Raw genomic sequence first — 20,772 nt, 5'->3', positions numbered from 1 at the left:
GCCATGTCGATCGATGCCAATCCGACCGATGCCAACAAGGATCTCGCCCGCGCCTATTTCACCGCCTTCCTCGACCGGGACGAGGCGTGGTGGCAGCGGCACATCGCGCCCGAGTTCGTGCGCCACGATCCCGGCCTGGATTTCGCGGTGCGCGGCCCCGAGGGCGTGCGCCGGCTCGGCGAGGTGCTGCATGGCGGCGTCACCGGGATGAAGCTGCCGATCGAGGAGGTGATCGCCGAGGGCGACCGAGTGCTGGTCCGGCTGCGCTTCCAGGGCCGTCATACCGGCGACCTGATGGGGCTGCCCGCGAGCGGCCGCACCGTCGACATCGCGGTGATGGACCTGTTCCGCATCGTCGACGGGCGCCTGGTCGAGCATTGGGCGCTCCTCGACAATCTCGGCCTCCTGAAGCAGGTCGGCGCCCTTCCGGCGTGAGACCTGAAGTCCGCGAGACTTGACGTCCTCAACCCCGAGCTGGGAGATTCCGCATGGCCGCGCCGCAGATCATCCTGCACCACTACGCCTTCTCGCCCTATGCCGAGAAGGTCCGCCTCGCCCTGGGGCTGAAAGGGCTCGATTGGGGCTCAGTCGAGGTGGCGATGATGCCGCCGCGCCCGCTCCTCGATCCGCTCGCCGGCGGCTACCGGCGCATCCCGGTGCTGCAGGTCGGGGCCGACATCTACTGCGACACCCACGCGATCCTGCCCGCCCTGGAGCGTCTGGCACCGGAGCCCAGCCTGTATCCGACCTTGGGCCCCGCTCTGACCGAGGGCCTGACCTACGGCCTCGAACGGGACCTGTGGCTCGCGGTCATCGGGATCACGGTGCATTTTGCCGGCGACCTGCCGGAGGCCTTCCTGCGCGACCGCAAGGACGATTACCTCTACGTCGACATCAGCCACGCCGCGATGGAGCCGGACTTCGCCCGCAACGCCCAGCGGGTCGCGGCCTGGACCGCATGGCTCACTCAGGCGCTGTCGGACGGCCGCCGCTTCCTCGGCGGAGAAAGGGCCGGGGCGGCGGACCTGGCGCATTATCACCTGCTCTGGCTGATGCGCGGCGGCGAGCGGGCAGGGGCGGTCGACCGGCTGCTCGGGCTTCAGCCCATCCGCGGCTGGATCGAGCGGGTCGCGGGAATCGGCCAGGGCCGGCCGCAAGGAATGAGCGCCGAGGCGGCCCTTGAGGCCGCGCGGAACGCCGAGCCGGCGCCGGTCGAGGCCGTCAACACGGTGCCGGACCTCGTCGCGGCGGCTCCCGGCGACGCCGTGACGGTGACGCCGGACGATTTCGCCCGCGTGCCGGTCGAGGGCCGCCTCGTCGCCGTGGATGCAGGCGGGATCGTCATCCGCCGCGACGATCCGCAGGCCGGGGCGCTGCACCTGCACTTCCCGCGCGCCGGGTTCGTCGTGACGAAGGTCTGATCCGTCGGCGATGGTGTCCCGGGCCGCTCTCGCGGCCCCGGGACGATGCGGCGTGTTCCCGACACGTCGGAAGCGGTGGGCGGGCGCGTCAGTTCGCCGGCTGGGAGGTCGCGACGCGGTTGCGGGCCTGGCCTTCGGTACGCTTGCCGGTTTCCGGCGCCTTCTCGGCCGGCTTGGCCTCCGCAGGCTTGGCGTCGGCCGGCTTGGCCTCGGCCTTCTTGGCGGTCGCCGGGTTGAGCCCGTCGACCTTGGCCGTCGCGGTCGCGTGGGCGGTCGGGTGGAGCCGGGCGGTGACCTTCTTCGGCAGGGGCGCGGCCGGGGAGATCGCCGCGACCGGAGCGGTGTCGGCCGCCGGCAGGGCGGCGGGCGCGACCGGGGGCGCCGCCGGAGCGCCGCCGAACAGGTTGCCGAGGAGCTTGCGGTAGGAGGAGGTGTCGCCGTCGGCGCTCGCCACCGTGATCGGCGCCGCCGGGGCGGCCGCGGCCGCCTCGCGGGTCGGGATCGGGGCCGGGTTCGTCGCCGGGGCCGCGAAGGCGAGGGCGGTGGGCTTCGCCCCGTGCTTGGCCTTGTCGTGCTTGGGATCGATCTTGGCGAGCAGGGTCGGCTTCACCTTCGGCTCGATGGTGATCTCCTCCGGCGCCGCGGCCAGGGCCTCGGGCCGGCTGACGGTGCCCAGGTTCGGCCGCGGCTGCGCCTGCTCGGCGAAGAGCTGGGTGCTCGGCGCGCTCTCGCGGAAGAACGGGTGCTGGCCGCCATCCTGGTAGACCAGGCGGGTCGCCGCGGTGCCCTTGGCGACGAGTTCGGCCACCTCGACCTCGTCCTTCTCGCGCTTGGCGACGACGAGGGGATCGACCTTCGGGTTGCAGGCGCCCGCCGCAGCGTCCGAGCCGCCGAACACGTAGCGGTTGCCGCAGACGCCGACCCGCGGCTCCTCGTGCAGGGCCTCGAAATAATCCGAGCCTTCCTTGAGGTTCCGCCAGAAGCCGATGTTGGGGTCGTTGCGGAACTTGGCGAGGTTCTGCGCCGTCATCCGGAACGGATAGGACTGGAACTGGAACGCCCGCTGCCCGCCGGCGAAGGCCTCGCGGGCGATGGCGTAGATCTCGGCGATCGCCTCGTCGGTCATGGCGAAGCAGCCGGCCGAGGAGCAGGTGCCGTGCACCATCAGGTAGCTGCCGGTGCGGCCGTTGGCCCGGTCGAAGGCGTTGGGGTAGCCGGTGTCGAAGGAGAGGTAGTAGGACGAGTTCGGGTTCATCTGGCCCACCGAGATGGGATAGAATCCCTCGGGTGCCTGCCGGTCGCCCTCGCGCACCTTCGGCCCGAGCTGGCCCGACCAGCGGCAGATCGGGAAGGTCTTGAGCAGCGCGTACTGACCGTCGGCCCCGCGCTTCCACACCTCCATCTCCGATTCCTTCTTGAAGGCGCGGATCAGGATCGGGTCGCGGGGCGACATGGCCTTCGACGCCATCAGGGCGACGGTCTTTTGCGGGATCGGCTCGCGGGCCCGGGCCGAGCCGGCGGCGGAGAAGCCGGCATCCTGGCACGCCCCGAGGGACAAGGCGACGACGAGCCCGCTCGCCGCCAGCATCGGACGCATCGCCAGACGCACCATGGGATCCCCACCTTCTCGCCATCGGACCGCCGGCACACTGACGCCGCGGACCGGTCTCCCCAACCCCATAGCTTCGTTAAACTTACCCGCCTCTTACCGCAAGAACGGTCAAGGTCACGCGGGCCGGTCCAAAACGAACGCTTACAGGTCGATGAGTCCCGCGGTCCTGACGAGGTCGGCGACGAAGACATCGTCGCCTTGTTCGGCGAAACGAAGGCCGAGCGACGGCGACCGGGTGTGAATGTCGTGGATGACGAGGTCCGGCCGGCCGAGATCGGCCCGGTCCGTCCGCGGCTGGTCGGCTCCCGCCGTCACCCGCAGCACCACCAGGCGGTTGCAGGAGGGCAATCGCGACAGGTGATCGCTGATCGCCAGGAGATCCTCGGTCGTCGTCGGGACCGTGGTGAGCAGGTAGTGGCGGTTTCTGGCGGCCGGGTCGGCGAGGACGGTGCGCAGGCGCCGCACGCCCTCCTGCAGGAACCGGTAATCGTCCGCCGAGGTCGCGGGATCGTGGTGGTTGAAGACGCACGGAACCGCATGGACGTCGCGGTAGTAGCGATGCCGGCAGCGCGTGATGGTCGGGCCGAGGCGCTCGGCGGGCGGGACGGGCTGGTACTCGTCCGGGTCGAGGAGCCGGGCGAAATCGGTCTCGAGGCAGTCCCGCACCATGCCGGGGCTCGAGAAGATCCAGTCGAACGGGCCCGACCACGTCCGCAGGCCCGTCTCCTTGAGGATCTGGGCCATATGGCAGTGGCCGCCGAGGGAGACGTGATTGTCCCGTCCGGGCTCGCGCGATCGGCCGAGGCGGGTCCAGTACTGCCTGAGATGCGCGGACAAGCCTGCCCGCGCGCCTCCCCCCGTCACAGGGCGCGACCGATCTCGAGGAATTTCTGCGCCCGCCGGTCGCGGAGGGACTCGGCGTCGAGGCCCGACAGCGGCTCCAGGGCGCTCGCGATCGCCTCGCCGGTGGCGCGGATCGCCGCCTGCCCGTCGCGATGGGCGCCGCCGGTGGGCTCGGGGACGATGCCGTCGATCACGCCGAGGCGCAGGAGGTCCTGGGCGGTGATCTTCATCGCCGTGGCGGCGTCCTGGGCCCGGCCGGCATCGCGCCACAGGATCGAGGCGGCGCCCTCCGGCGAGATCACGCTGTAGATCGCGTGCTCCAGCATCAGGACCGTGTTGGCGGTGGCGAGCGCGATGGCGCCGCCCGAGCCGCCTTCCCCGATCACCACCGTGACGTTGGGGGTCGGCAGGCCGAGGCAGGCCTCCGTCGAGCGGGCGATGGCCTCGGCCTGGCCGCGCTCCTCCGCCTCGATGCCCGGATAGGCGCCGGCCGTGTCGACGAAGGTGAGCACCGGCAGGCCGAAGCGGCCGGCGAGCCCCATCAGGCGCACCGCCTTGCGATAGCCCTCGGGCTTGGCCATGCCGAAATTGTGCCGGATGCGGGCCTCGGTGTTGGCGCCCTTCTCCTGGCCGATGACGCAGACCGGCCGGCCGCGGAAGCGCCCGAAGCCGCCGACCACCGCCTCGTCCTCGCCGAAGGCGCGGTCGCCGGCGAGCGGCTGGAACTCCTCGATCAGCCCGGCGCAGTAATCGACGAAGTGCGGCCGCTGGGGATGGCGGGCCACCTGGGTCTTCTGCCACGGGGTGAGGCCGGCATAGAGTTCGGCGAGCGCCGCCGCCGCCTTGGCCTCCAACCGCGCCACGTCCTCGCTGATCGCCACCGCGCCGTCGCGGTCGCCGAGGGCCTTCAGCTCCTCGAGCTTCGCCTCGAGCTCGGCGACGGGCTTTTCGAAGTCGAGGTAGGAGCGCATCGGAACCTGTGCTGTGTCGGGCCGGCGTGGCGGGGGGCTTTGGCGGGGAGCCGGGGCCTTGAGAAATCCTGCGGGCACGGGCGGCCCTCCCGGGGCCGGGCGGCGCGGAGGCTTGGCGGAGGGGCCGGCCCGTGTCAACCCGGAGGGCCGGCCGCATGGCCGGCCCGTGTCGACACAAGGGGCCGGACAAGGGGCCGGCCCGCGCAGCCAACGCATGACGCAGGCCGGCGCCAGGCTTGTCTCGCGGCAGTGCAGCATCATCTAACCGCCGAGATTCGCGCGGCGGCCAGCGGAGGCCACATGGACGAGCGGGATCAGGCGGGGCGCAAGGCCGACCGTGACGAGGCGGAGGGCCGCGAAGCGGGCGACGAGTGCCGGGTGCTGGTGCTGCAGGGCGGCGGCGCGCTCGGCTCCTACCAGGCCGGCGTCGCCGAGGCGATGCAGGAGGCCGCGCTCTCGCCCGACTGGGTCGCCGGCATCTCGATCGGGGCGATCAACGCCGCGCTCATCGCCGGCAACCCGCCCGAGCGCCGGGTCGAGCGGCTGCGGACGTTCTGGGAAAAAGTCTCCTCCGCCATCACCGTCTCGCCGTGGTGGCCCGGCGAGCAGGTGCGCGAGGCGTTCAACGCCTGGAGCGCCGCCTTCGGGGCGACGGTCGGGGTGCCGGGCTTCTTCGCGCCGCGCTGGCCGCCGGCCACTCTCTACCCGGCCGGCGCCCCCCAGGCGCTCAGCTACTACGACACCGCCCCGTTGCGGCAGACTCTCCTGGAGCTGATCGACTTCGACCGGATCAACGCTTGCGAGACGCGGCTCAGCGTCGGCGCGGTCAATATCCGCACCGGCAACTTCATCTATTTCGACAACCGCCACGAGCGGATCGCGCCTGAGCACATCATGGCCTCGGGGGCGCTTCCGCCGGGCTTCCCGCCGGTGGAGATCGACGGCGAGCAATACTGGGACGGCGGCATCGTCTCGAACACGCCGCTGCAATACGTGCTCGACGAGGAGCGGTTGCGCGACCTCGCGGTGTTCCAGGTCGACCTGTTCAGCGCCCGGGGCCCGGTGCCCCGCACCCTGTCCGAGGCGGCCGAGCGCGAGAAGGACATCCGCTTCTCCAGCCGCACGCGGCTCAACACCGACGACCAGATCGAGATCCACAAGGCGAAGACCGCCTTCCGGCGCCTGTTCGACAAGCTGCCGCCCGAGCTGCGCCAGGATCCGGACGTCGCCTTCCTGTCGGAGGTCAGCCACCAGAACGCGGTGACGATCCTGCAGCTGATCTACCGCGCCAAGAATTACGAGAGCGACGCCAAGGACTACGAGTTCTCGCGCACCACGATGCTGGAGCACTGGAAGGCGGGACGCAACGACGTGCGCCGCTCGCTGCGCCACCGCCGCTGGATCGAGCGCTGCCGGCCCGAGGAGGGCGTGAGCGTGTTCGACCTCACCCGCGACGCGCGGGACTGATTCATGTTGCAGAAGAAGGAATGCCGCATGACCCGCGACGAGATCCTGAAGGCGCCCTCGATGCCGGCCTTCAGTCCGAGCTACCCGCACGGGCCCTACCGGTTCATCCGGCGCGAATACCTCATCATCACCTACGAGACCGATCCCGAGGCGCTCCGCGCCGCGCTGCCCGAGCCGCTCGAGCCGGCGCCCGGCAACCTCGCCTATTACGAGTGGATGAAGATGCCGGATTCCTCCGGCTTCGGCGATTACGAGGAGAGCGGCTCCGCCATCGTCGCGAGCTACAAGGGCGAGCCCTGCAACTACTCGGTCCAGATGTATCTCGACGACGAGCCGCCGATCACCGCCGGCCGCGAGATCTGGGGCTTTCCGAAGAAGTACGGCGTGCCCCGCCTCAAGGTGATGAAGGACACGCTCACCGGCACCCTGCACTACGACGAGGAGCGGGTGGCGATGGGCACGATGACCTACAAGCACCACAGCCTGGAGGACCAGCTCGACAAGGTCCGCGAGGGCATCGGCCAGCTCAACGTCAACCTGAAGCTGATCCCCGACGTCGATGGCGGCGTGAAGGTGGCGCAGCTCGTCGGCTACCGCCTGAAGGACATCACGGTCCACGGCGCCTGGGAGGGCGACGCCCGGCTGCACCTGATCCCGCACGTCAATTGCCGCGTCGCCGACCTGCCGGTGCGCCGGATCGTGCGCGCCCGCCACCAGATCGTCGACTTCACCCTGCCGTACGGCCACGTGCTGCACGACTACCTGGCGTGACGGACTTGGCCTGACGAACTTGGCCCAAGGAACTTGGCCCAAGGAACTTGGCCTGAACCTATCCCGAGGAGACGAACCCCATGACGCTGCAATCCAAGACCGCCCTCGTCACCGGCTCGACGAGCGGGATCGGCCTCGCCATCGCCCGGACCCTGGCCAAAGCCGGCGCCAACGTGGTCATCAACGGCTTCGGCAAGCCGGAGGCGATCGAGAAGGAACGCGCCGGCATCGAGTCCGAGTTCGGCGTCCGCGCCGTCTATTCCGGCGCCGACATGTCGAAGGCCGACGAGATCGCCGCCATGGTGACGGACGCCGAGACGGAGTTCGGCGCGGTCGACATCCTGGTCAACAATGCGGGCATCCAGTACGTCTCGGCGATCGAGGACTTCCCGGTCGAGAAGTGGGACCAGATCATCGCGATCAACCTGTCCTCGGCCTTCCACGCCATGCGGGCGGCGATCCCCGGCATGAAGAAGAAGGGCTGGGGCCGGATCATCAACACGGCCTCGGCGCACTCGCTCGTCGCCTCACCCTACAAGTCGGCCTACGTGGCGGCCAAGCACGGCATCGCCGGCCTGACCAAGACCGCGGCCCTGGAGCTCGCCACCCACAAGGTCACCGTCAACTGCATCTCGCCGGGCTACGTCTGGACCCCGCTCGTCGAGGCGCAGATCCCCGACACCATGAAGGCCCGCGGCCTGACCAAGGAGCAGGTGATCGAGGAAGTGCTGCTGAAGGCCCAGCCGACCAAGGAATTCGTCACCGTCGACCAGGTCGCGGCGATCGCGGCGTTCCTGTGCTCGGACGCGGCCAGCCAGATCACCGGCACCAACCTGTCGGTGGATGGGGGCTGGACGGCGCAGTAGCACGCCGGCCCCGGTCCCGGCGCGGGTCGCGCCGCGACCGGCCCGGAGCGAGAGCTCACACGCGATGCGGGCCGCCGCGCCCGACCGCTCGGCGGTCGGGCGCTGTCTCGTTTGGGAACGGATCATGGCTCACCGTCGATGCATGCCCGAACGAAACTGTGCCGTTTGATCCACGATGATTACCGGCTTTTAATGTAATAGACAGGCAACGCCAGCCTCTTCGATGTATTATCGAAATGTAGAGACACTATCGACCTGAGCAGAACAGTCTGCCGAAGTCGATTTCTACAGGAGGCATCGTCATGGCCTATCGGAAATCCATCGCCGCGGCTCTCGTCGTCACCACCTTCCTCGGCGGTGCGGCCTACGCGGCCGAGCAGGCGGCCAAACCGGCCGCGATGCAGGAGACACCGGCGCAGAGAGCAGTCGACCAGGATGTCGGCAAGCTCTCGAAGGACGGCGCCCAGGCGTTCCGCGACATGCATCTGGCGCGCGTCGCGATCTACGACGCCGATCCGGCCCAGGCGAAGAGCCTGATCGGCAAGGCGCAGGCCGCGCTCGCCAAGGCGAAAACGGACGACGCCGTGTTCACCAAGGCGGAAGCCGACCTCAGGACACCGGCCGATATGGCGGCGCCAAAGGACATGGCAACGCCAAAGGACATGGCCACGGCGGACAGGACGGCGGCGCAGCCGGCCGCCAAGGACATGACGTCGAAGGACATGACGGCTTCCGGCAAGGTCGCCTGGGTACCAGTCGATGCCCAGATGACGCTCGGCGAGGATTTCGTCGCGACGCCGGAGAAGGCCTCGGCGGTCAACGAGGCGAACAAGAGCCTCGCCAAGGGGGACCAGAAGGGTGCGATCGAGAAGCTGAAGCTCGCCCATGTCGACGTGAACTTCGTGATGGCGGTGCTGCCCCTCGACAAGACCACCGCCGACGTGAACCAGGCGGCCACGCTGATCGGCCAGGGCAAGTACTACGAGGCGAACGCAGCGCTGAAGACCGCCGAGGACGGGATGCGCTTCGACGTGATCGATGCGGTCGGCCTGCCGCAGAAGGCCGCCGTGCACGCCGCCGCCAAGCCCGCCCCGCAGGGCGCCGCGGGCGCGACAGACGGCAAGGCGACGAAGTAGGCGCAGGGCGTGCCGGCCCGGGGCTTCCGTCCCGGGCCGCCGCTTCGCGGGGGGAGGTTATCATGAGGAGGTCGTCGTGAGCCCCGCCCGGCTCTCGGTCCCGGTCGCGATCGGGCTGGTCCTGTCCGGACGCGCACTGATCAAGCCCGTAACGGCCAAGCCGCCCCGGGCGCCGGCCTTCCGGCATTCTCGTTAGCGAGGTCCTGCGCGATCGAACGGCGGCCCGGGCCCGATGCGTCCCCGGCGAGCTATCGCGGCTGCCTGTCCGACGAGCGCGCGGCGCGGCGTACCCTACGGCGGCACTGGTCGGCCTTCCCGGCCGCGGACCGGCGCAATTGCCGGCAGGAGAGCGCGATTGGCGGCACGCCCTCCTGCGTCGCCCTGCTCACCTGCTTGCAGCTCGCCGACGGCACGCTGCCCCGCGCGCCGCTGCCGCTGCCGCTGCCGCGGTGACTCGGGGGCTTCAGCGCCGCCCGTGCACCAGCAGCGCGAGCCCGTAGCCGACCGCACCCGCGACCAGCAGGGCGAGAAGCGGGGTCTCCTCCACGTAATGCGTCACCGTCCGGGCGCCGTGGCGGGCCGCCTGGCGGCCGTGCTCGTAGGCGTCCTCGGCGTAATCGATGGCGGTATCGGCGGCGTCGCGCAGGGCGTCGCGGGCCTCGCCGGCGACTTGCTCGGCATGGCCTTGCGCCTCGCGGAAGCGGCCCTCGACCTGCGCGCGGCGGTCGCCCGCGAGGTCGCCGAGGGTCGATTGCGCCTTGCCGCCGAGTTCGCGGGCCGCGCCGGTGATGCGATCGGTGTCGACCATCTGTCTCTCCCTTGCCGGGGGCGTGCGAGGGGCGCGCCGGAGAAGCGCGCCAGGACGCGCGCCATGAGACGACAGGTGGGACGGATGGGCGGCGCGGCAATGGCCCCGCGCCGGTTTCGACGGGCAGCCGCCCTTACGCCGTGGGGCGAGGGCGGCCGCTACGCTCGCGCGGTCAGTCGTGGTCGAGGACTTCCTTCGAGGCGACCGTGGTGTCGTCCTTCAGGCGGTAGACCAGCGGCACGCCGGTGTGGAGTTCGAGGCCGGGGATCGTCTCGGTGGTGAGCCCGTCCAGCACCATCACGAGGGCGCGGAGCGAGTTGCCGTGGGCCGCGACCAGCACGCGCTCGCCGCGCATCACGCGGGGCAGGATCTCCCGCATCGTGTAGGGCAGCACGCGGGCGACCGTGTCCTTCAGGCTCTCGCCGCCGGGCGGGGGCACGTCGTAGGAGCGGCGCCAGACATGGACCTGCTCCTCGCCCCACTTGGCGCGGGCATCGTCCTTGTTGAGGCCCGAGAGGTCGCCGTAATCGCGCTCGTTGAGCGCGGCGTCGGCGAAGGTCGGCAGGCCGGACTGGCCGAGCTCCTCCAGGATCAGCGCGCAGGTGCGCTGGGCCCGGGTGAGGTCCGAGGTGAAGGCGACGTCGAACTGTACGCCTTTCGCCTTCAGCCGCCGCCCGGCGGCCCGCGCCTCCTCGACGCCGAGCGCGGTGAGCCCGGGGTCCTTCCAGCCGGTGAACAGGTTCTTCAGGTTCCACTCGCTCTGGCCGTGGCGCGCGAGGACGAGAAGACGCTCCATGATGCGTGTCGCTCCGTTGTCAGGGGGAAACAGGGTTCAAAGGCCCAGCACGTCGTCCATGCCGTAGAAGCCGGGCTCGCGCGATTGCGCCCAGAGGGCGGCCTTGACGGCGCCGGCGGCGAAGAGGCCGCGGTCGCTCGCCAGGTGGGTGAGTTCGATGCGCTCGCCGGCGCCCGCGAAGATCACGCTGTGCTCGCCGACGACGCTGCCGCCCCGCAGGGTCGCAAAGCCGATCGTGCCGGGCTCGCGCGGGCCGGTATGGCCGTCGCGCACCGCGACCTTGCGCTCAGCAAGGGCGACGCCCCGCCCCTGCGCCGCGGCCTCGCCCAGAAGCAGGGCGGTGCCGGAGGGCGCGTCGACCTTGTGGCGGTGGTGCATCTCCAGGATCTCGATGTCGTACTCGTCGCCCAGAGTCGCCGCGACCTTGCGCACCAGGCCCGCCAGCAGGTTCACGCCGAGCGACATGTTGCCCGACTGCACGATGCGGGCGTGGAAGGCCGCCGCCTTCAGCTTCGAAAAATCGTCCGGCGACAGGCCGGTGGTGCCGACCACGTGGACGATGCGGGCCTGGGCCGCGAGCTCGGCGTAGAACACCGTGGCGGCCGGGGCCGTGAAGTCGAGGACGCCGTCGGCCTCGGCGAAGGCCGGCAGCGGATCATCGGTGACCGGGACGCCCAGCGGCGACAGCCCGGCGAGCAGGCCGGCATCCTGGCCGAGGGCGGGCGAGCCCTCGCGCTCGATCGCGCCCGAGAGGGTGCAGCCCTCGGTGCCGGCCACGGCCTGGATCAGCATCCGCCCCATGCGCCCGGAGGCGCCGACGACGACGAGACGCATGGGTCACGCTCCTTTATGCCTGCTGCCTTCGCCTGGCGGCGAAAGCGTCCCGGCGCATCGGCGCCGACGCCCGGTCCGGCCTGCCTCGCGCGCCCGTTCGGCGTGCGTGAGGCAGCGGTCCCGGCCCGCCCGTCCGGGCCTCGTACAGGGGCCCGGCGATGCTGCCAAGGCTGAGGGACATATGGGCAGGGTGGGGGGATATGCGCGGGACCGGGAAGGCCCCATCTTATCCCGCAGTGCAGCATCGCGCCGGAGATCCCATGGCCTTTCGGTTCGTTCCAGGGCGCACCACCCGCCGCGCCGCCAGCGGCGCCGTGCGGATCCTGCGCGCCACCGCCAAGGCGAACGCCGCCGCGGCGCGCCGGACCGGGGCGCTGATGCAGCGCGGCGCCGAGGCGCTGAAGACGAACGAGCCGGCGCACACACCGCCGGGCCGCTTCATCGAGGTCGACGGGGTGCGGGTGCACGCCATCGTCCGCGGCAAGGGCCGGCCGGTGGTGCTGATCCACGGCAACGGCACGATGGCGGAGGATTTCGTCATCTGCGGCCTCGTGGAGCAGCTGGCCAAGAGCTATCGGGTCATCGCGATCGACCGGCCCGGCTTCGGCCATACCGAGCGGCCGCGGCACTGGGTCTGGTCCGCCGCCGCGCAGGCGCGGCTGATCGGGCACGTGCTGGCCGCGCTGAACGTCGAGCGGCCGGTGGTCGTCGGCCATTCCTGGGGGACCATCGTCTCGCTGGCGCTGGCAATCCACGAAGGCGTCGACCTGCGCGGCCTGGTGCTGCTCTCCGGCTACTACTATCCGGGCCGGCGGACCGACGTGGCGCTGATCGCGCCGCTCGCCGTGCCCGGCGTCGGCGACGCGGCCCGCGCCATGATGCCGGGGGCGGTCGGGAAGATGCTGGCGCCGAGGGTCTTCCAGCACGTGTTCAAGCCGCAGGCCGTGCCGGCGCGGTTCACCGCGCGCTTCCCCGTCGCGCTCTCGCTCTCGGCCACGCAAGGGCGGGCGAGCGCCGAGGACACCGCCAGCATGAACACCGCCGTCGCCCTCATGCAGCCGCGCTACGCGGGCTTGCGGCTGCCGGTGGCGATCCTGTCGGGCGATGCCGACGCCGTCGTGGACCCGGCCGAGCAATCCTGCCGCCTGCACGCGGAGGTGGCGGGCAGCACCCTGACCCTGCTGCCCGGGCAGGGCCACATGATCCACTACTCGGCCAAGGCCCGGATCCTGCGGGCGGTGGACGCGCAGATGGCGCTCACCGGACGAACCCTGGCCTGGCGTTCGCGATGAGCGGACCCAGCACGTCGGTGACGCCCGTGAGCGTGATCTGGGTGCCGACGCAGAGGAGCAGGAAGGCGGCGAGCCGCCCGAGCACCCGGGCCCTCGCGTGGCCGAGCCGCTCCACCAGCCGGTCGGCCGAGGCGTAAGCGAGAAGCACCATCAGGGCGATGACCAGGGAGGCGGCCGAGGCGCCGGCCAGATACCCGATCCGGTCCACCCCGCCCTCCGGCCGGCCGGCGCCGAGCGCGATCGCCACCGCGATCGTGCCGGGCCCGGTGGTGAAGGGCAGGGTCAGGGGGAAGAACGCCACCTCGGCGAGGACGGCGGGCTCAGGGTCGTCCTCGCTCGCCTGAACCGGCTCGGCCTGCGCGGTCTTGCGGGCCTCGCGCTGCTCGGGCGCGGAGAGCAGGGTCCAGGCCTGCGCCGCCACGACGAGGCCGCCGGCGATGCGCAAAGCCGAGAGCGAGATGCCGAAGAAGCTGAGCACCGAGGCCCCGGCCCAGAGCGAGACCAGCATCACGGCGGCCGCGTAGGCGCCGATGCGGCGGGCGAGCCAGGTGCGCTCGGCGTGCTGCCGCCCGGCGGTGACCTGCGCGAAGATCAGCGCCGCGCCGGGCGGGTTGACGATCGAGAACAGGGCCGAGAAGGCGAGGAGGAAGCTCTGCAGCGCCGCTTCCGCGCCGGGAAAGAGCATCACGCGCCTCCCGGCACGGGGGTGGGGACCGGCACGGGCACCGGCGCCAGCACCCGGGCGCCGAGGCGCGCCGCCTTGCGGGCCCGGACCGCCACCGGGCGGTGCAGCTGCTTGGTCGCCTCGACCACGTGCAGGCCGGCGAAGGGCAGGGACAGGCCGGTGCCGACCCGCTCCCAGGCGCTCGCGGTGCGCACGGTGAGCCAGCCCTCCACGGGCGGCACGTAGAGGGTCTCGGCCCAGTCCTCGGGGGAGAACAGGGTGTCGCGCATCAGGCGGCCGAGCTGCGAGCGGCTGTATGGCTGGCCGTGGCCAAAGGGCGTGGCGTCGCGCCGCGCCCACAGGCCGCGGCGGTTGGGCACCGCGACGATCAGCCGTCCGCCCGGCGTCAGAACGCGCCAGACCTCCTGCATCAGCTCGGCCGGGCTCTCCACCGCCTCGATGGCGTGAATCAGCAGCACCCGGTCGAGGGCCGAATCGGGCAGCGGCATCATGGTCGGATCGACGAGGCAGGAGGCCGAGCGGCCCGAGCCGGGCCAGTGCGTCACCCCCTGCGCCGCCGGCATGAAGGCGAGTGTCCGCTCGGCGGCGTGCCGGACGGGTCCGAGATACGGCACGGCGTAGCCGAGCCCCATCACCCGCAAGCCCGAGACCGAGCCGAGCATGCGGTGGACCGTGCGGCCGACGAGCCGCTGCGCCACCGCCCCCAGGGGGCTGGCGTAGAAGGCGCGCAGGTCGGTGACGTCGAGGCTCATCGGTACCCGGGACGTGCGGGGCAGCGGGCGCGTCGCCCTCATGCCGTGAAGGCCAAGGGACCCGCATCCGAGGGTCCCGAGGCCATGAATGGGGAGTGGCGCGAAGCGCGGCAAGGCGTCAACCCGCAAGGCCGCCCGCGCTCCCCGCTATTCGCCGGGCCGCAACTCGCGCGAGGGCGCCGCCGCCCTATCTTCCGGCGGCGAGAGAGTGTTTCGAGGAGGCGCCGCCATGCCCGAGATCCGTCCGGAGATCCGCACCTTCCTGTGCCGGAGCGACAATATCGGCGTGCTGATGCGCGACCCCGAGACCGGCGCCTGCGCGGCGATCGACGTGCCGGAGGCCGCCGCCATCCTGCGCGCCCTCGACGAGACCGGCTGGCGCCTCACCGACATCCTGGTCACCCACCGCCACGGCGACCACGTCGAGGGCATCCCGGAGGTGAAGGCACGGACCAACGCCCGGGTGACGGCACCGGCGCGGGCCGGCAGCGCCGTGCCGCAGGTCGACGCCACGGTGCGCGAGGGCGACGTCGTGACGGTGGGCTCCCTCGCCGCCGCCGTGTGGGAGACCCCCGGCCATTGCGACGACCACGTCACCTACTGGTTCGAGGAGGCGGGAATCGCGTTCGCCGGCGACACCCTGTTCACCCTCGGCTGCGGCCGGGTGCTCGAGGGCCCGCCCCAGGTGCTGTGGCGCTCGCTGTCGCGCTTCCTGCCCCTGCCCGACGAGACCGTGATCTATTCCGGCCACGACTACGTCCTGTCGAATGCCCGCTTCGCCCTCGCCGCCGAGCCGGAGAACCGGAACCTCAGGGACCGGGCGGCGCTCGCGGAGACGGCCAAGGCGGAGGGGCGCTTCCTGGTGCCGACGACCTTGGGCGAGGAGAAGGCCACCAACCCGTTCCTGCGCGCCACCGAGCCGGCGCTCGCCCGCGCCGTCGGGATGGAGCCCGGCGCCGACCCGGCGGCGGTGTTCACGGCGCTCCGCGAGTGGAAGAACCGGTTCTGACGACGATGAACACCCTGACTGCCGCCGAGGTCGTGCGCCTGCTCGACCTCAAGCCCCATCCGGAGGGCGGGCATTACCGCGAGACCTTTCGCGATTCCCGCGAGGTCGACGGGCGCCCGGCCTCGACGGCGATCTACTACCTGCTCGACATCGGCGAGACCTCGGAATGGCACCGGGTCGACGCGACGGAGGTCTGGCTCTGGCATGCCGGAGCGCCGATGGTCATCACCACCAGCCCCAACGGCCACGACGCCGAGGCGCGCCATCTCGGCCCCGACCTTGCCCGGGGCCATCGGCCGCAGATCGTGGTGCCGGCCCATCACTGGCAGACCGCCACCAGCCTCGGGGCCTGGACGCTGGTGAGTTGCACCGTGGCGCCGGGCTTCCGCTTCGAGGGATTCGAGATGGCGCCGCCGGACTGGCGGCCGATGCCGCGGGTTTAGGACCCGATCCTCCGAGCGTTGGAGGGCCGCTCCTTCGCCACGGCCGGCCGCCCCGCCGGTCGCGGCCCGAGCGACAGGACCAGGGCCCCGGCCAGCGTCGAGAGCACCGAGCCCAGGATCACCCCGAGCTTCGTCTCGGTGTCGAATTCCGGTGCGTTGGCGAAGGCGAGGCCGCCGATGAACAGGCTCATGGTGAAGCCGATGCCGCAGAGCAGAGCCACCCCGTAGACGTGGCGCCAGGTGGCGCCCGCGGGCTTGTGCGCAAGCCCGGTCCGCACCGCGAGCCAGACGCCGCCGAGCACCCCGACCTGCTTGCCGAGAAACAGCCCCGCCGCGACCCCGAGGGTGACGGGCGCCAGCAGCGCCGACGGCGTCAGCCCGGCGAGCGGCACGCCCGCATTGGCGAAGCCGAAGACCGGCAGGATCAGATAGGCGACCCAGGGCTGGAGCGCGTGCTCCAGCCGGTGCAGGGGCGAGTCCCCGTCATCGGGCCGGCCGGGGCTCGCCCGCAGCGGGATCGCCAGCGCCAGGACCACGCCCGCCACGGTGGCGTGCAGCCCTGAGCGCAGCACCAGGAGCCAGAGCACGGCGCCGAGGATCAGGTAGGGCCCGAGCCGGCGCAACCCGAGGCGGTTGAGCACCGTGAGCATCGCCGTCACGGCGCCGGCGAGCGCCAGCATCGGCCAGGCGAGGTCGGCGGTGTAGAACAGCGCGATGATCACCACCGCCCCGAGATCGTCGAGGATGGCGAGGGCGGTGAGGAAGACCTTGAGCGAGACCGGCGCCCGGGAGCCGAGCAGCGCCAGGACGCCGAGCGCGAAGGCGATGTCGGTGGCCGCCGGGATTGCCCAGCCCCGCAAGGTGGCGGGGGAGGACCAGTTGACGGCGACGTAGACGAGGGCCGGCACCGCCATGCCGCCGAGCGCCGCGATGCCCGGCAGCGCCCGGTCGGGCCAGGTCCGCAGGCCTCCGTCCAGGATCTCGCGCTTGATCTCGAGCCCGACGAGCAGGAAGAACACGGCCATCAGGCCGTCGTTGATCCAGTGCAGCAGGCTCAAGGGCCCGATCTTGGCGTGGAGCGCGTGGGCATAGGCCTCGCCATAGGGGCCGTTGGCGACGATGAGGGCGAGCACGGCGCTCGCCATCAGGACGAGGCCGCCGCCGGCGCTGCTGACGAGCAGGTTGCGCAGGGCGGAGAGGGGGCGCGGCAGGCGCCGGGGGGATGAGGTCGTCCGCATGGCGCCCCGCCTGACAGGAATCCCGAGTTGGATCAACGTGGGAGCCGGGATCGTCGGACCGACGCTGCCGCTCGTGAGAGCACGATTCCTGGAAAACACTTTTGCAGCAAGTTAGAACTTTACATGGCACAGATGATCTGGATTGCCAGTCTTCACAGATAAACGATTTTTTGATCTTCTCGGCCGATCATCATCCAGGGCTGAGGTGTTTTCCACGATGGCTGGCGACGTCAACCTTCCCGAGGTGCTCCTGCCCCCGCTGCCCCGAGACGGGATGGCGGCCATGGCGGCCCCGTTGCCAGTGCTACACGAGTACGGCCCGGCGGTGCGGATCGGGTTGTGGGAAGGGGCGCTGCCTCACGCGCCCATCAACGAGGCGGATCTGAGCGAGCAGGAGCGCCTGGGGCTTCAGGCGTTCAGAACGCGGCTGCATGACTCCTATCGCGATGAGAAGGAGAATCGCCCTCGCAGGTCGGCGCCATGGGACGAGGACGGCGGCCGTTCGGGATTGGACGAGGATCAGCCCGCCGCAACCCCGCCGGCGCCCCCGCTGCCGGCTGATCCGACCACGGTCCCCCAAGCCCCGCAGGTCAGGCGCTTGGCCGGTCGCATCGCCGTCGGCGTCGTCATCGTTTCGGGACCCGGACCGCTGACGATGACCAGTGCTCAGCAAAGCAAGATCATCACCGACGTGCAGAACGGCCTGAGCTTCCTGGGCGGCCGTGCACCGGCCAGGGACGTGACCTTCACGTACGACCTCCATGTCGCTCAGATCGCCACACCCGACACCACCGGGCCAATTCCCGCCGGCCAGGATCCCTATGAACACTTCGAGGCACCCTGGCGGGATGCAGCCCTCGCGTCGATCGGACAGCCGGCCGGGTGGTCCGGAGTCAAGAACTACATCGGGGGGATCAAAGCAGCCAAAGGGGCGCAGGCTGCGTATTGCGCCTTCTTCACCCACTACCAGCTTCACCATTTCGCCTATTGCCGGGACGATTGCGTCGTCATGCAATATGCCAATGACGGCTGGGGAACCAAGAACCTCGACAGCGTGTTTGCACACGAGACGGCTCACGTCTTCGGTGCGCCGGACGAATACGCTTTGAGCGGCTGCAACTGCGGCGGTTCGCACGGCGCGTACGGTCGACCGAACCTGAATTGCGAGAACTGCGCGGATGGCGGCGGCGTGGCATGCATCATGCGCAACAACATCTTGGACATGTGCGCCGTGACGCCGTACCATCTCGGCTACACGATGCCCAAAGCAGCCGGCAGCGTGTAGGAGGCCTGGTATGGAACAGGTCGTGATCGTCGATCCCGACGAGGCGGATGCCGGCACGTGGTCGGCCATCCTCCGCGCGCACAGAACTCAGGAATTCTCCGATCACGTCTTCGTGGTCGAAGGCGACGGGCCGGAGATCGATGCTCTGCGCGCCCTTCCCGGCGTGAGGATTCCGGCACAGCTCGATCCGGTCGCGGCGGCGCGGCTGTCAGCGATCGAGAAGCTCATGATCCACGCCTGGAGCGAGCGCGAGAAGGCATCGAGGACGGTCCGCCCGGGCCACGGGTTGAACTGGGGCCACAAGGGCTTCCAAAATCCCTGATCCGAACATTTGACGCCCGGCCGCGCCCTCGCGGCCGGGCATCGCGCTCGCGCACGCGGCTCACCCCCGCCCGAGCGCCGCCCGCACCAGCTTCAACGCATCCTCGCTCGCCCATTCCGCCGGGCCCTTCATGACGCCGATCCCGCAGCCATCGGGGTCGATCAGGAAGGTGGTGGGCAGGCCGACGACGTCGCCGCCCTGCTGCAAGGCCGGCAGCGCCCGCCCGGCCGGGTCGGAATAGTAGGCCAGCCGCGCGATCCCGTTCTCCTTCATCCAGAGCGGCGGCCGGTCGGGATTGCGGGTGTCGAGGTTGAGGGCCACCACCTCGAAGTCCTGGCCGCCCAGCGCAGCCTGCAACCGGTCGAGGGCCGGCATCTCCGCCTTGCACGGCGCGCACCAGGTCGCCCACAGGTTCAGGAGCACGGTGCGGCCCTTGAGGTCGGCGAGCGTGCGCGGCTGGCCGTCCGGCCCGGTGAAGGTGATGGCGGGCGCGGGCTTCGGCCGGGACTCGACCTGGAGCGCCGCTACCTCGCCGCGGGCGAGCGGCGCGACGCGGGCGGCGGTGGCGGCCCCGAGCGGGCAGGCGCCGCCGTTGCCCCCGCCCGCAACCCCGTATAGGGCAGCCCCGAGGCCGAGGACGGCGACGAGCCCTCCCGCGACGAGGGCGAGGCGGGCTTTTCGCGAGGATGCGAGACGAGGTGAGGACATGAGCAACCGGATGTGGGGCGGGCGCTTCGCGAGCGGCCCCGCCGAGATCATGGAGGAGATCAACGCCTCCATCGGCTTCGACAAGCGCCTCGCCCCCCAGGACATCCGGGGCTCGCTCGCCCATGTCGCGATGCTGGGCAAGGCGGGGATCCTGCCGGCCGAGGATGTGGCGAAGATCGAGGCCGGGCTCAAGACCGTCCAGTCGGAGATCGAGGCCGGCACCTTCGAGTTCCGCCGCGAACTCGAGGACATCCACATGAGCGTGGAGAGCCGCTTGCGCGAGATCGTCGGCCCGACGGCCGGGCGGCTCCACACCGCGCGCTCGCGCAACGACCAGGTCGCCACCGACATGCGGCTGTGGGTGCGCGACACCCTCGACGCCCTCGACGCCCAGGCCGCCGACCTGCAGCAGGCCATGGCCGAGCTGGCGCTCAAGCATGCCGGCACGGTGATGCCGGGCTTCACCCACCTGCAATCGGCCCAGCCGGTCACCTTCGGCCACCATCTGCTGGCCTATGTCGAGATGCTGGCCCGCGACCGCGGCCGGTTCCGCGACGCCCGCGCCCGCCTCAACGAATGCCCGCTCGGCGCCGCGGCGCTCGCCGGCACCTCCTTCCCGATCGACCGCCACGCCACGGCCGCCAGCCTCGGCTTCGACCGGCCGACCGCGAACTCCCTCGATTCGGTGGCCGACCGCGACTTCGCCCTCGAAGCGCTCTCGGCGGCGGCGATCGCGGCCGTGCACCTGTCGCGCTTCGCGGAAGAGATCGTGGTCTGGACCTCGGCCCAGTTCGGCTTCGTCAAGCTGTCGGACCGGTTCACCACCGGCTCCTCGATCATGCCGCAGAAGCGCAACCCCGACGCCGCCGAGCTGGTCCGGGCCAAGTCCGGCCGGATCATCGGCGCCCTGTCGGGCCTGCTGATCGTCATGAAGGGCCTGCCCCTCGCCTATTCGAAGGACATGCAGGAGGACAAGGAAGGCACCTTCGACGCGCTCCAGACCCTCTCGCTCTGCCTCGCCGCCATGGCGGGCATGGTGCGGGATCTCGAGCCCGTGCCGGAGGTCCTGAGGGCCGCCGCCGGCTCCGGCTACGCCACCGCCACGGACCTCGCCGACTGGCTGGTGCGCGAGCTCGGCCTGCCGTTCCGCGATGCCCATCACGTGACGGGCCGCCTCGTCGGCGAGGCCTCGTCCCGCGGCATCGGCCTCGAGGCGCTGCCGCTCGCGGTGATGCAGGCGGAGGAACCCCGCATCACCGATGCGGTCTTCGCGGTGCTCGGCGTCGAGAATTCGGTGGGGAGCCGCACCAGCTACGGCGGCACCGCGCCGGACAACGTCCGGGCGCAGGCCGAAGCCTGGCTGAAGCGGCTCGCCGGCGAGACGGCCTGAGCGGCCCCAGACCCGTCTATCCCAACCGGCAACCTCATCCTGAGGTGCTGGCGATCTTCGATCCCCGGCCTCGAAGGAGGGCTCCAGACGTCTCCGAGCTGTCTGGAGCCCTCCTTCGAGGTT

Annotated in this window: 22 protein-coding genes; 12 read left to right on the top strand and 10 right to left on the bottom strand. The window is 71.1% G+C overall.

Going from position 1 to position 20,772, the window contains the following annotated elements; all coding sequences use genetic code 11:
- Nucleotides 1-3 precede the first annotated feature (3 nt).
- The gene (locus DA075_RS16620; RefSeq protein ID WP_099954179.1) at nucleotides 4-435 is read left to right on the top strand and encodes an ester cyclase; all 432 of its coding nucleotides are present in this window, start codon (nucleotides 4-6) and stop codon (nucleotides 433-435) included.
- A 53-nt stretch (nucleotides 436-488) separates the two neighbouring features.
- Entirely contained in the window at nucleotides 489-1,421 is a 933-nt protein-coding gene (locus DA075_RS16615) for a glutathione S-transferase family protein (RefSeq protein WP_099954178.1), read from the top strand.
- An 88-nt stretch (nucleotides 1,422-1,509) separates the two neighbouring features.
- Here the strand turns inward: DA075_RS16615 and DA075_RS16610 are convergent, their stop codons facing one another.
- The 3 genes from DA075_RS16610 to DA075_RS16600 all read right to left on the bottom strand — a co-directional run bounded on the left by DA075_RS16610 (nucleotide 1,510) and on the right by DA075_RS16600 (nucleotide 4,847).
- Nucleotides 1,510-3,024 (bottom strand): L,D-transpeptidase family protein, encoded by a 1,515-nt coding sequence (locus DA075_RS16610; protein WP_099956637.1) that lies wholly within the window; start codon nucleotides 3,022-3,024, stop codon nucleotides 1,510-1,512.
- Between the two features lie 150 nt (nucleotides 3,025-3,174).
- On the bottom strand, nucleotides 3,175-3,870 hold the full coding sequence (locus DA075_RS16605) for a DUF1796 family putative cysteine peptidase (RefSeq protein ID WP_232388026.1): 696 nt from the start codon (nucleotides 3,868-3,870) through the stop codon (nucleotides 3,175-3,177).
- Between the two features lie 23 nt (nucleotides 3,871-3,893).
- Nucleotides 3,894-4,847, bottom strand: coding sequence for an acetyl-CoA carboxylase carboxyltransferase subunit alpha (locus DA075_RS16600; RefSeq protein WP_099954176.1), 954 nt, complete (start codon nucleotides 4,845-4,847; stop codon nucleotides 3,894-3,896).
- A 300-nt stretch (nucleotides 4,848-5,147) separates the two neighbouring features.
- Here DA075_RS16600 and DA075_RS16595 point away from each other — a divergent pair, with 300 nt between their 5' ends.
- From DA075_RS16595 to DA075_RS16580, 4 genes are all read left to right on the top strand, one after another.
- Nucleotides 5,148-6,314 carry a patatin-like phospholipase family protein gene (locus DA075_RS16595; RefSeq protein WP_099954175.1) on the top strand — a complete coding sequence of 389 codons (1,167 nt, stop codon included), beginning with the start codon at nucleotides 5,148-5,150 and terminating at the stop codon, nucleotides 6,312-6,314.
- A gap of 27 nt (nucleotides 6,315-6,341) precedes the next feature.
- The gene (locus DA075_RS16590) at nucleotides 6,342-7,085 is read left to right on the top strand and encodes an acetoacetate decarboxylase (protein ID WP_099956636.1); all 744 of its coding nucleotides are present in this window, start codon (nucleotides 6,342-6,344) and stop codon (nucleotides 7,083-7,085) included.
- 80 nt (nucleotides 7,086-7,165) lie between these two features.
- Nucleotides 7,166-7,951 (top strand): 3-hydroxybutyrate dehydrogenase, encoded by a 786-nt coding sequence (locus DA075_RS16585; protein WP_099954174.1) that lies wholly within the window; start codon nucleotides 7,166-7,168, stop codon nucleotides 7,949-7,951.
- A 302-nt stretch (nucleotides 7,952-8,253) separates the two neighbouring features.
- Nucleotides 8,254-9,087 (top strand): YfdX family protein, encoded by an 834-nt coding sequence (locus DA075_RS16580; protein ID WP_099954173.1) that lies wholly within the window; start codon nucleotides 8,254-8,256, stop codon nucleotides 9,085-9,087.
- A gap of 463 nt (nucleotides 9,088-9,550) precedes the next feature.
- Here the strand turns inward: DA075_RS16580 and DA075_RS16575 are convergent, their stop codons facing one another.
- From DA075_RS16575 to dapB, 3 genes are all read right to left on the bottom strand, one after another.
- Entirely contained in the window at nucleotides 9,551-9,895 is a 345-nt protein-coding gene (locus tag DA075_RS16575; protein ID WP_099954172.1) for a CsbD family protein, read from the bottom strand.
- A gap of 172 nt (nucleotides 9,896-10,067) precedes the next feature.
- The gene (locus tag DA075_RS16570) at nucleotides 10,068-10,691 is read right to left on the bottom strand and encodes a 2,3-bisphosphoglycerate-dependent phosphoglycerate mutase (RefSeq protein ID WP_099954171.1); all 624 of its coding nucleotides are present in this window, start codon (nucleotides 10,689-10,691) and stop codon (nucleotides 10,068-10,070) included.
- Between the two features lie 36 nt (nucleotides 10,692-10,727).
- The gene (gene dapB / locus DA075_RS16565) at nucleotides 10,728-11,525 is read right to left on the bottom strand and encodes a 4-hydroxy-tetrahydrodipicolinate reductase (protein WP_099954170.1); all 798 of its coding nucleotides are present in this window, start codon (nucleotides 11,523-11,525) and stop codon (nucleotides 10,728-10,730) included.
- Nucleotides 11,526-11,785: 260 nt separating this feature from the next.
- Here dapB and DA075_RS16560 point away from each other — a divergent pair, with 260 nt between their 5' ends.
- Nucleotides 11,786-12,817: an alpha/beta fold hydrolase gene (locus DA075_RS16560; protein WP_099954169.1), complete on the top strand. Its 1,032-nt coding sequence runs from the start codon at nucleotides 11,786-11,788 to the stop codon at nucleotides 12,815-12,817.
- On the opposite strand, the gene DA075_RS16555 is transcribed toward DA075_RS16560, so the two are convergent.
- Nucleotides 12,783-13,502 (bottom strand): MarC family protein, encoded by a 720-nt coding sequence (locus DA075_RS16555; RefSeq protein ID WP_099954168.1) that lies wholly within the window; start codon nucleotides 13,500-13,502, stop codon nucleotides 12,783-12,785. The two genes, DA075_RS16560 and DA075_RS16555, sit on opposite strands and share 35 nt — an antisense overlap.
- A complete protein-coding gene (locus tag DA075_RS16550; RefSeq protein ID WP_099954167.1) occupies nucleotides 13,502-14,254 on the bottom strand; it encodes a class I SAM-dependent methyltransferase in 753 nt (250 codons plus the stop codon). The genes DA075_RS16555 and DA075_RS16550 overlap by 1 nt, the downstream gene beginning before the upstream one ends.
- A gap of 229 nt (nucleotides 14,255-14,483) precedes the next feature.
- Here DA075_RS16550 and gloB point away from each other — a divergent pair, with 229 nt between their 5' ends.
- Together gloB and DA075_RS16540 are read left to right on the top strand one after the other, a co-directional pair.
- The gene (gloB, locus tag DA075_RS16545) at nucleotides 14,484-15,263 is read left to right on the top strand and encodes a hydroxyacylglutathione hydrolase (protein ID WP_099954166.1); all 780 of its coding nucleotides are present in this window, start codon (nucleotides 14,484-14,486) and stop codon (nucleotides 15,261-15,263) included.
- Nucleotides 15,264-15,268: 5 nt separating this feature from the next.
- Complete coding sequence (locus DA075_RS16540; protein WP_099954165.1) at nucleotides 15,269-15,706, top strand: cupin domain-containing protein; 438 nt, start codon at nucleotides 15,269-15,271, stop codon at nucleotides 15,704-15,706.
- Here DA075_RS16540 and nhaA read toward each other — a convergent pair.
- Nucleotides 15,703-16,944 (bottom strand): Na+/H+ antiporter NhaA, encoded by a 1,242-nt coding sequence (gene nhaA / locus DA075_RS16535; protein ID WP_099954164.1) that lies wholly within the window; start codon nucleotides 16,942-16,944, stop codon nucleotides 15,703-15,705. The two genes, DA075_RS16540 and nhaA, sit on opposite strands and share 4 nt — an antisense overlap.
- A gap of 217 nt (nucleotides 16,945-17,161) precedes the next feature.
- Here nhaA and DA075_RS16530 point away from each other — a divergent pair, with 217 nt between their 5' ends.
- Nucleotides 17,162-18,229 (top strand): metallopeptidase domain-containing protein, encoded by a 1,068-nt coding sequence (locus DA075_RS16530; RefSeq protein WP_099954163.1) that lies wholly within the window; start codon nucleotides 17,162-17,164, stop codon nucleotides 18,227-18,229.
- A gap of 22 nt (nucleotides 18,230-18,251) precedes the next feature.
- Nucleotides 18,252-18,551 carry a hypothetical protein gene (locus DA075_RS16525; protein WP_123834301.1) on the top strand — a complete coding sequence of 100 codons (300 nt, stop codon included), beginning with the start codon at nucleotides 18,252-18,254 and terminating at the stop codon, nucleotides 18,549-18,551.
- A 60-nt stretch (nucleotides 18,552-18,611) separates the two neighbouring features.
- On the opposite strand, the gene tlpA is transcribed toward DA075_RS16525, so the two are convergent.
- Nucleotides 18,612-19,259 (bottom strand): thiol:disulfide interchange protein TlpA, encoded by a 648-nt coding sequence (tlpA, locus tag DA075_RS16520; protein WP_099954161.1) that lies wholly within the window; start codon nucleotides 19,257-19,259, stop codon nucleotides 18,612-18,614.
- Between tlpA and argH the strand changes: the two genes are divergently transcribed.
- Nucleotides 19,258-20,649, top strand: coding sequence for an argininosuccinate lyase (argH, locus tag DA075_RS16515; RefSeq protein WP_099954160.1), 1,392 nt, complete (start codon nucleotides 19,258-19,260; stop codon nucleotides 20,647-20,649). The genes tlpA and argH overlap by 2 nt on opposite strands.
- The last annotated feature ends 123 nt before the right edge of the window (nucleotides 20,650-20,772 follow it).

The sequence above is a fragment of the Methylobacterium currus genome, assembly GCF_003058325.1.
GTDB lineage: Bacteria > Pseudomonadota > Alphaproteobacteria > Rhizobiales > Beijerinckiaceae > Methylobacterium > Methylobacterium currus.
This window is presented reverse-complemented; position numbering and strand designations above follow the sequence as displayed.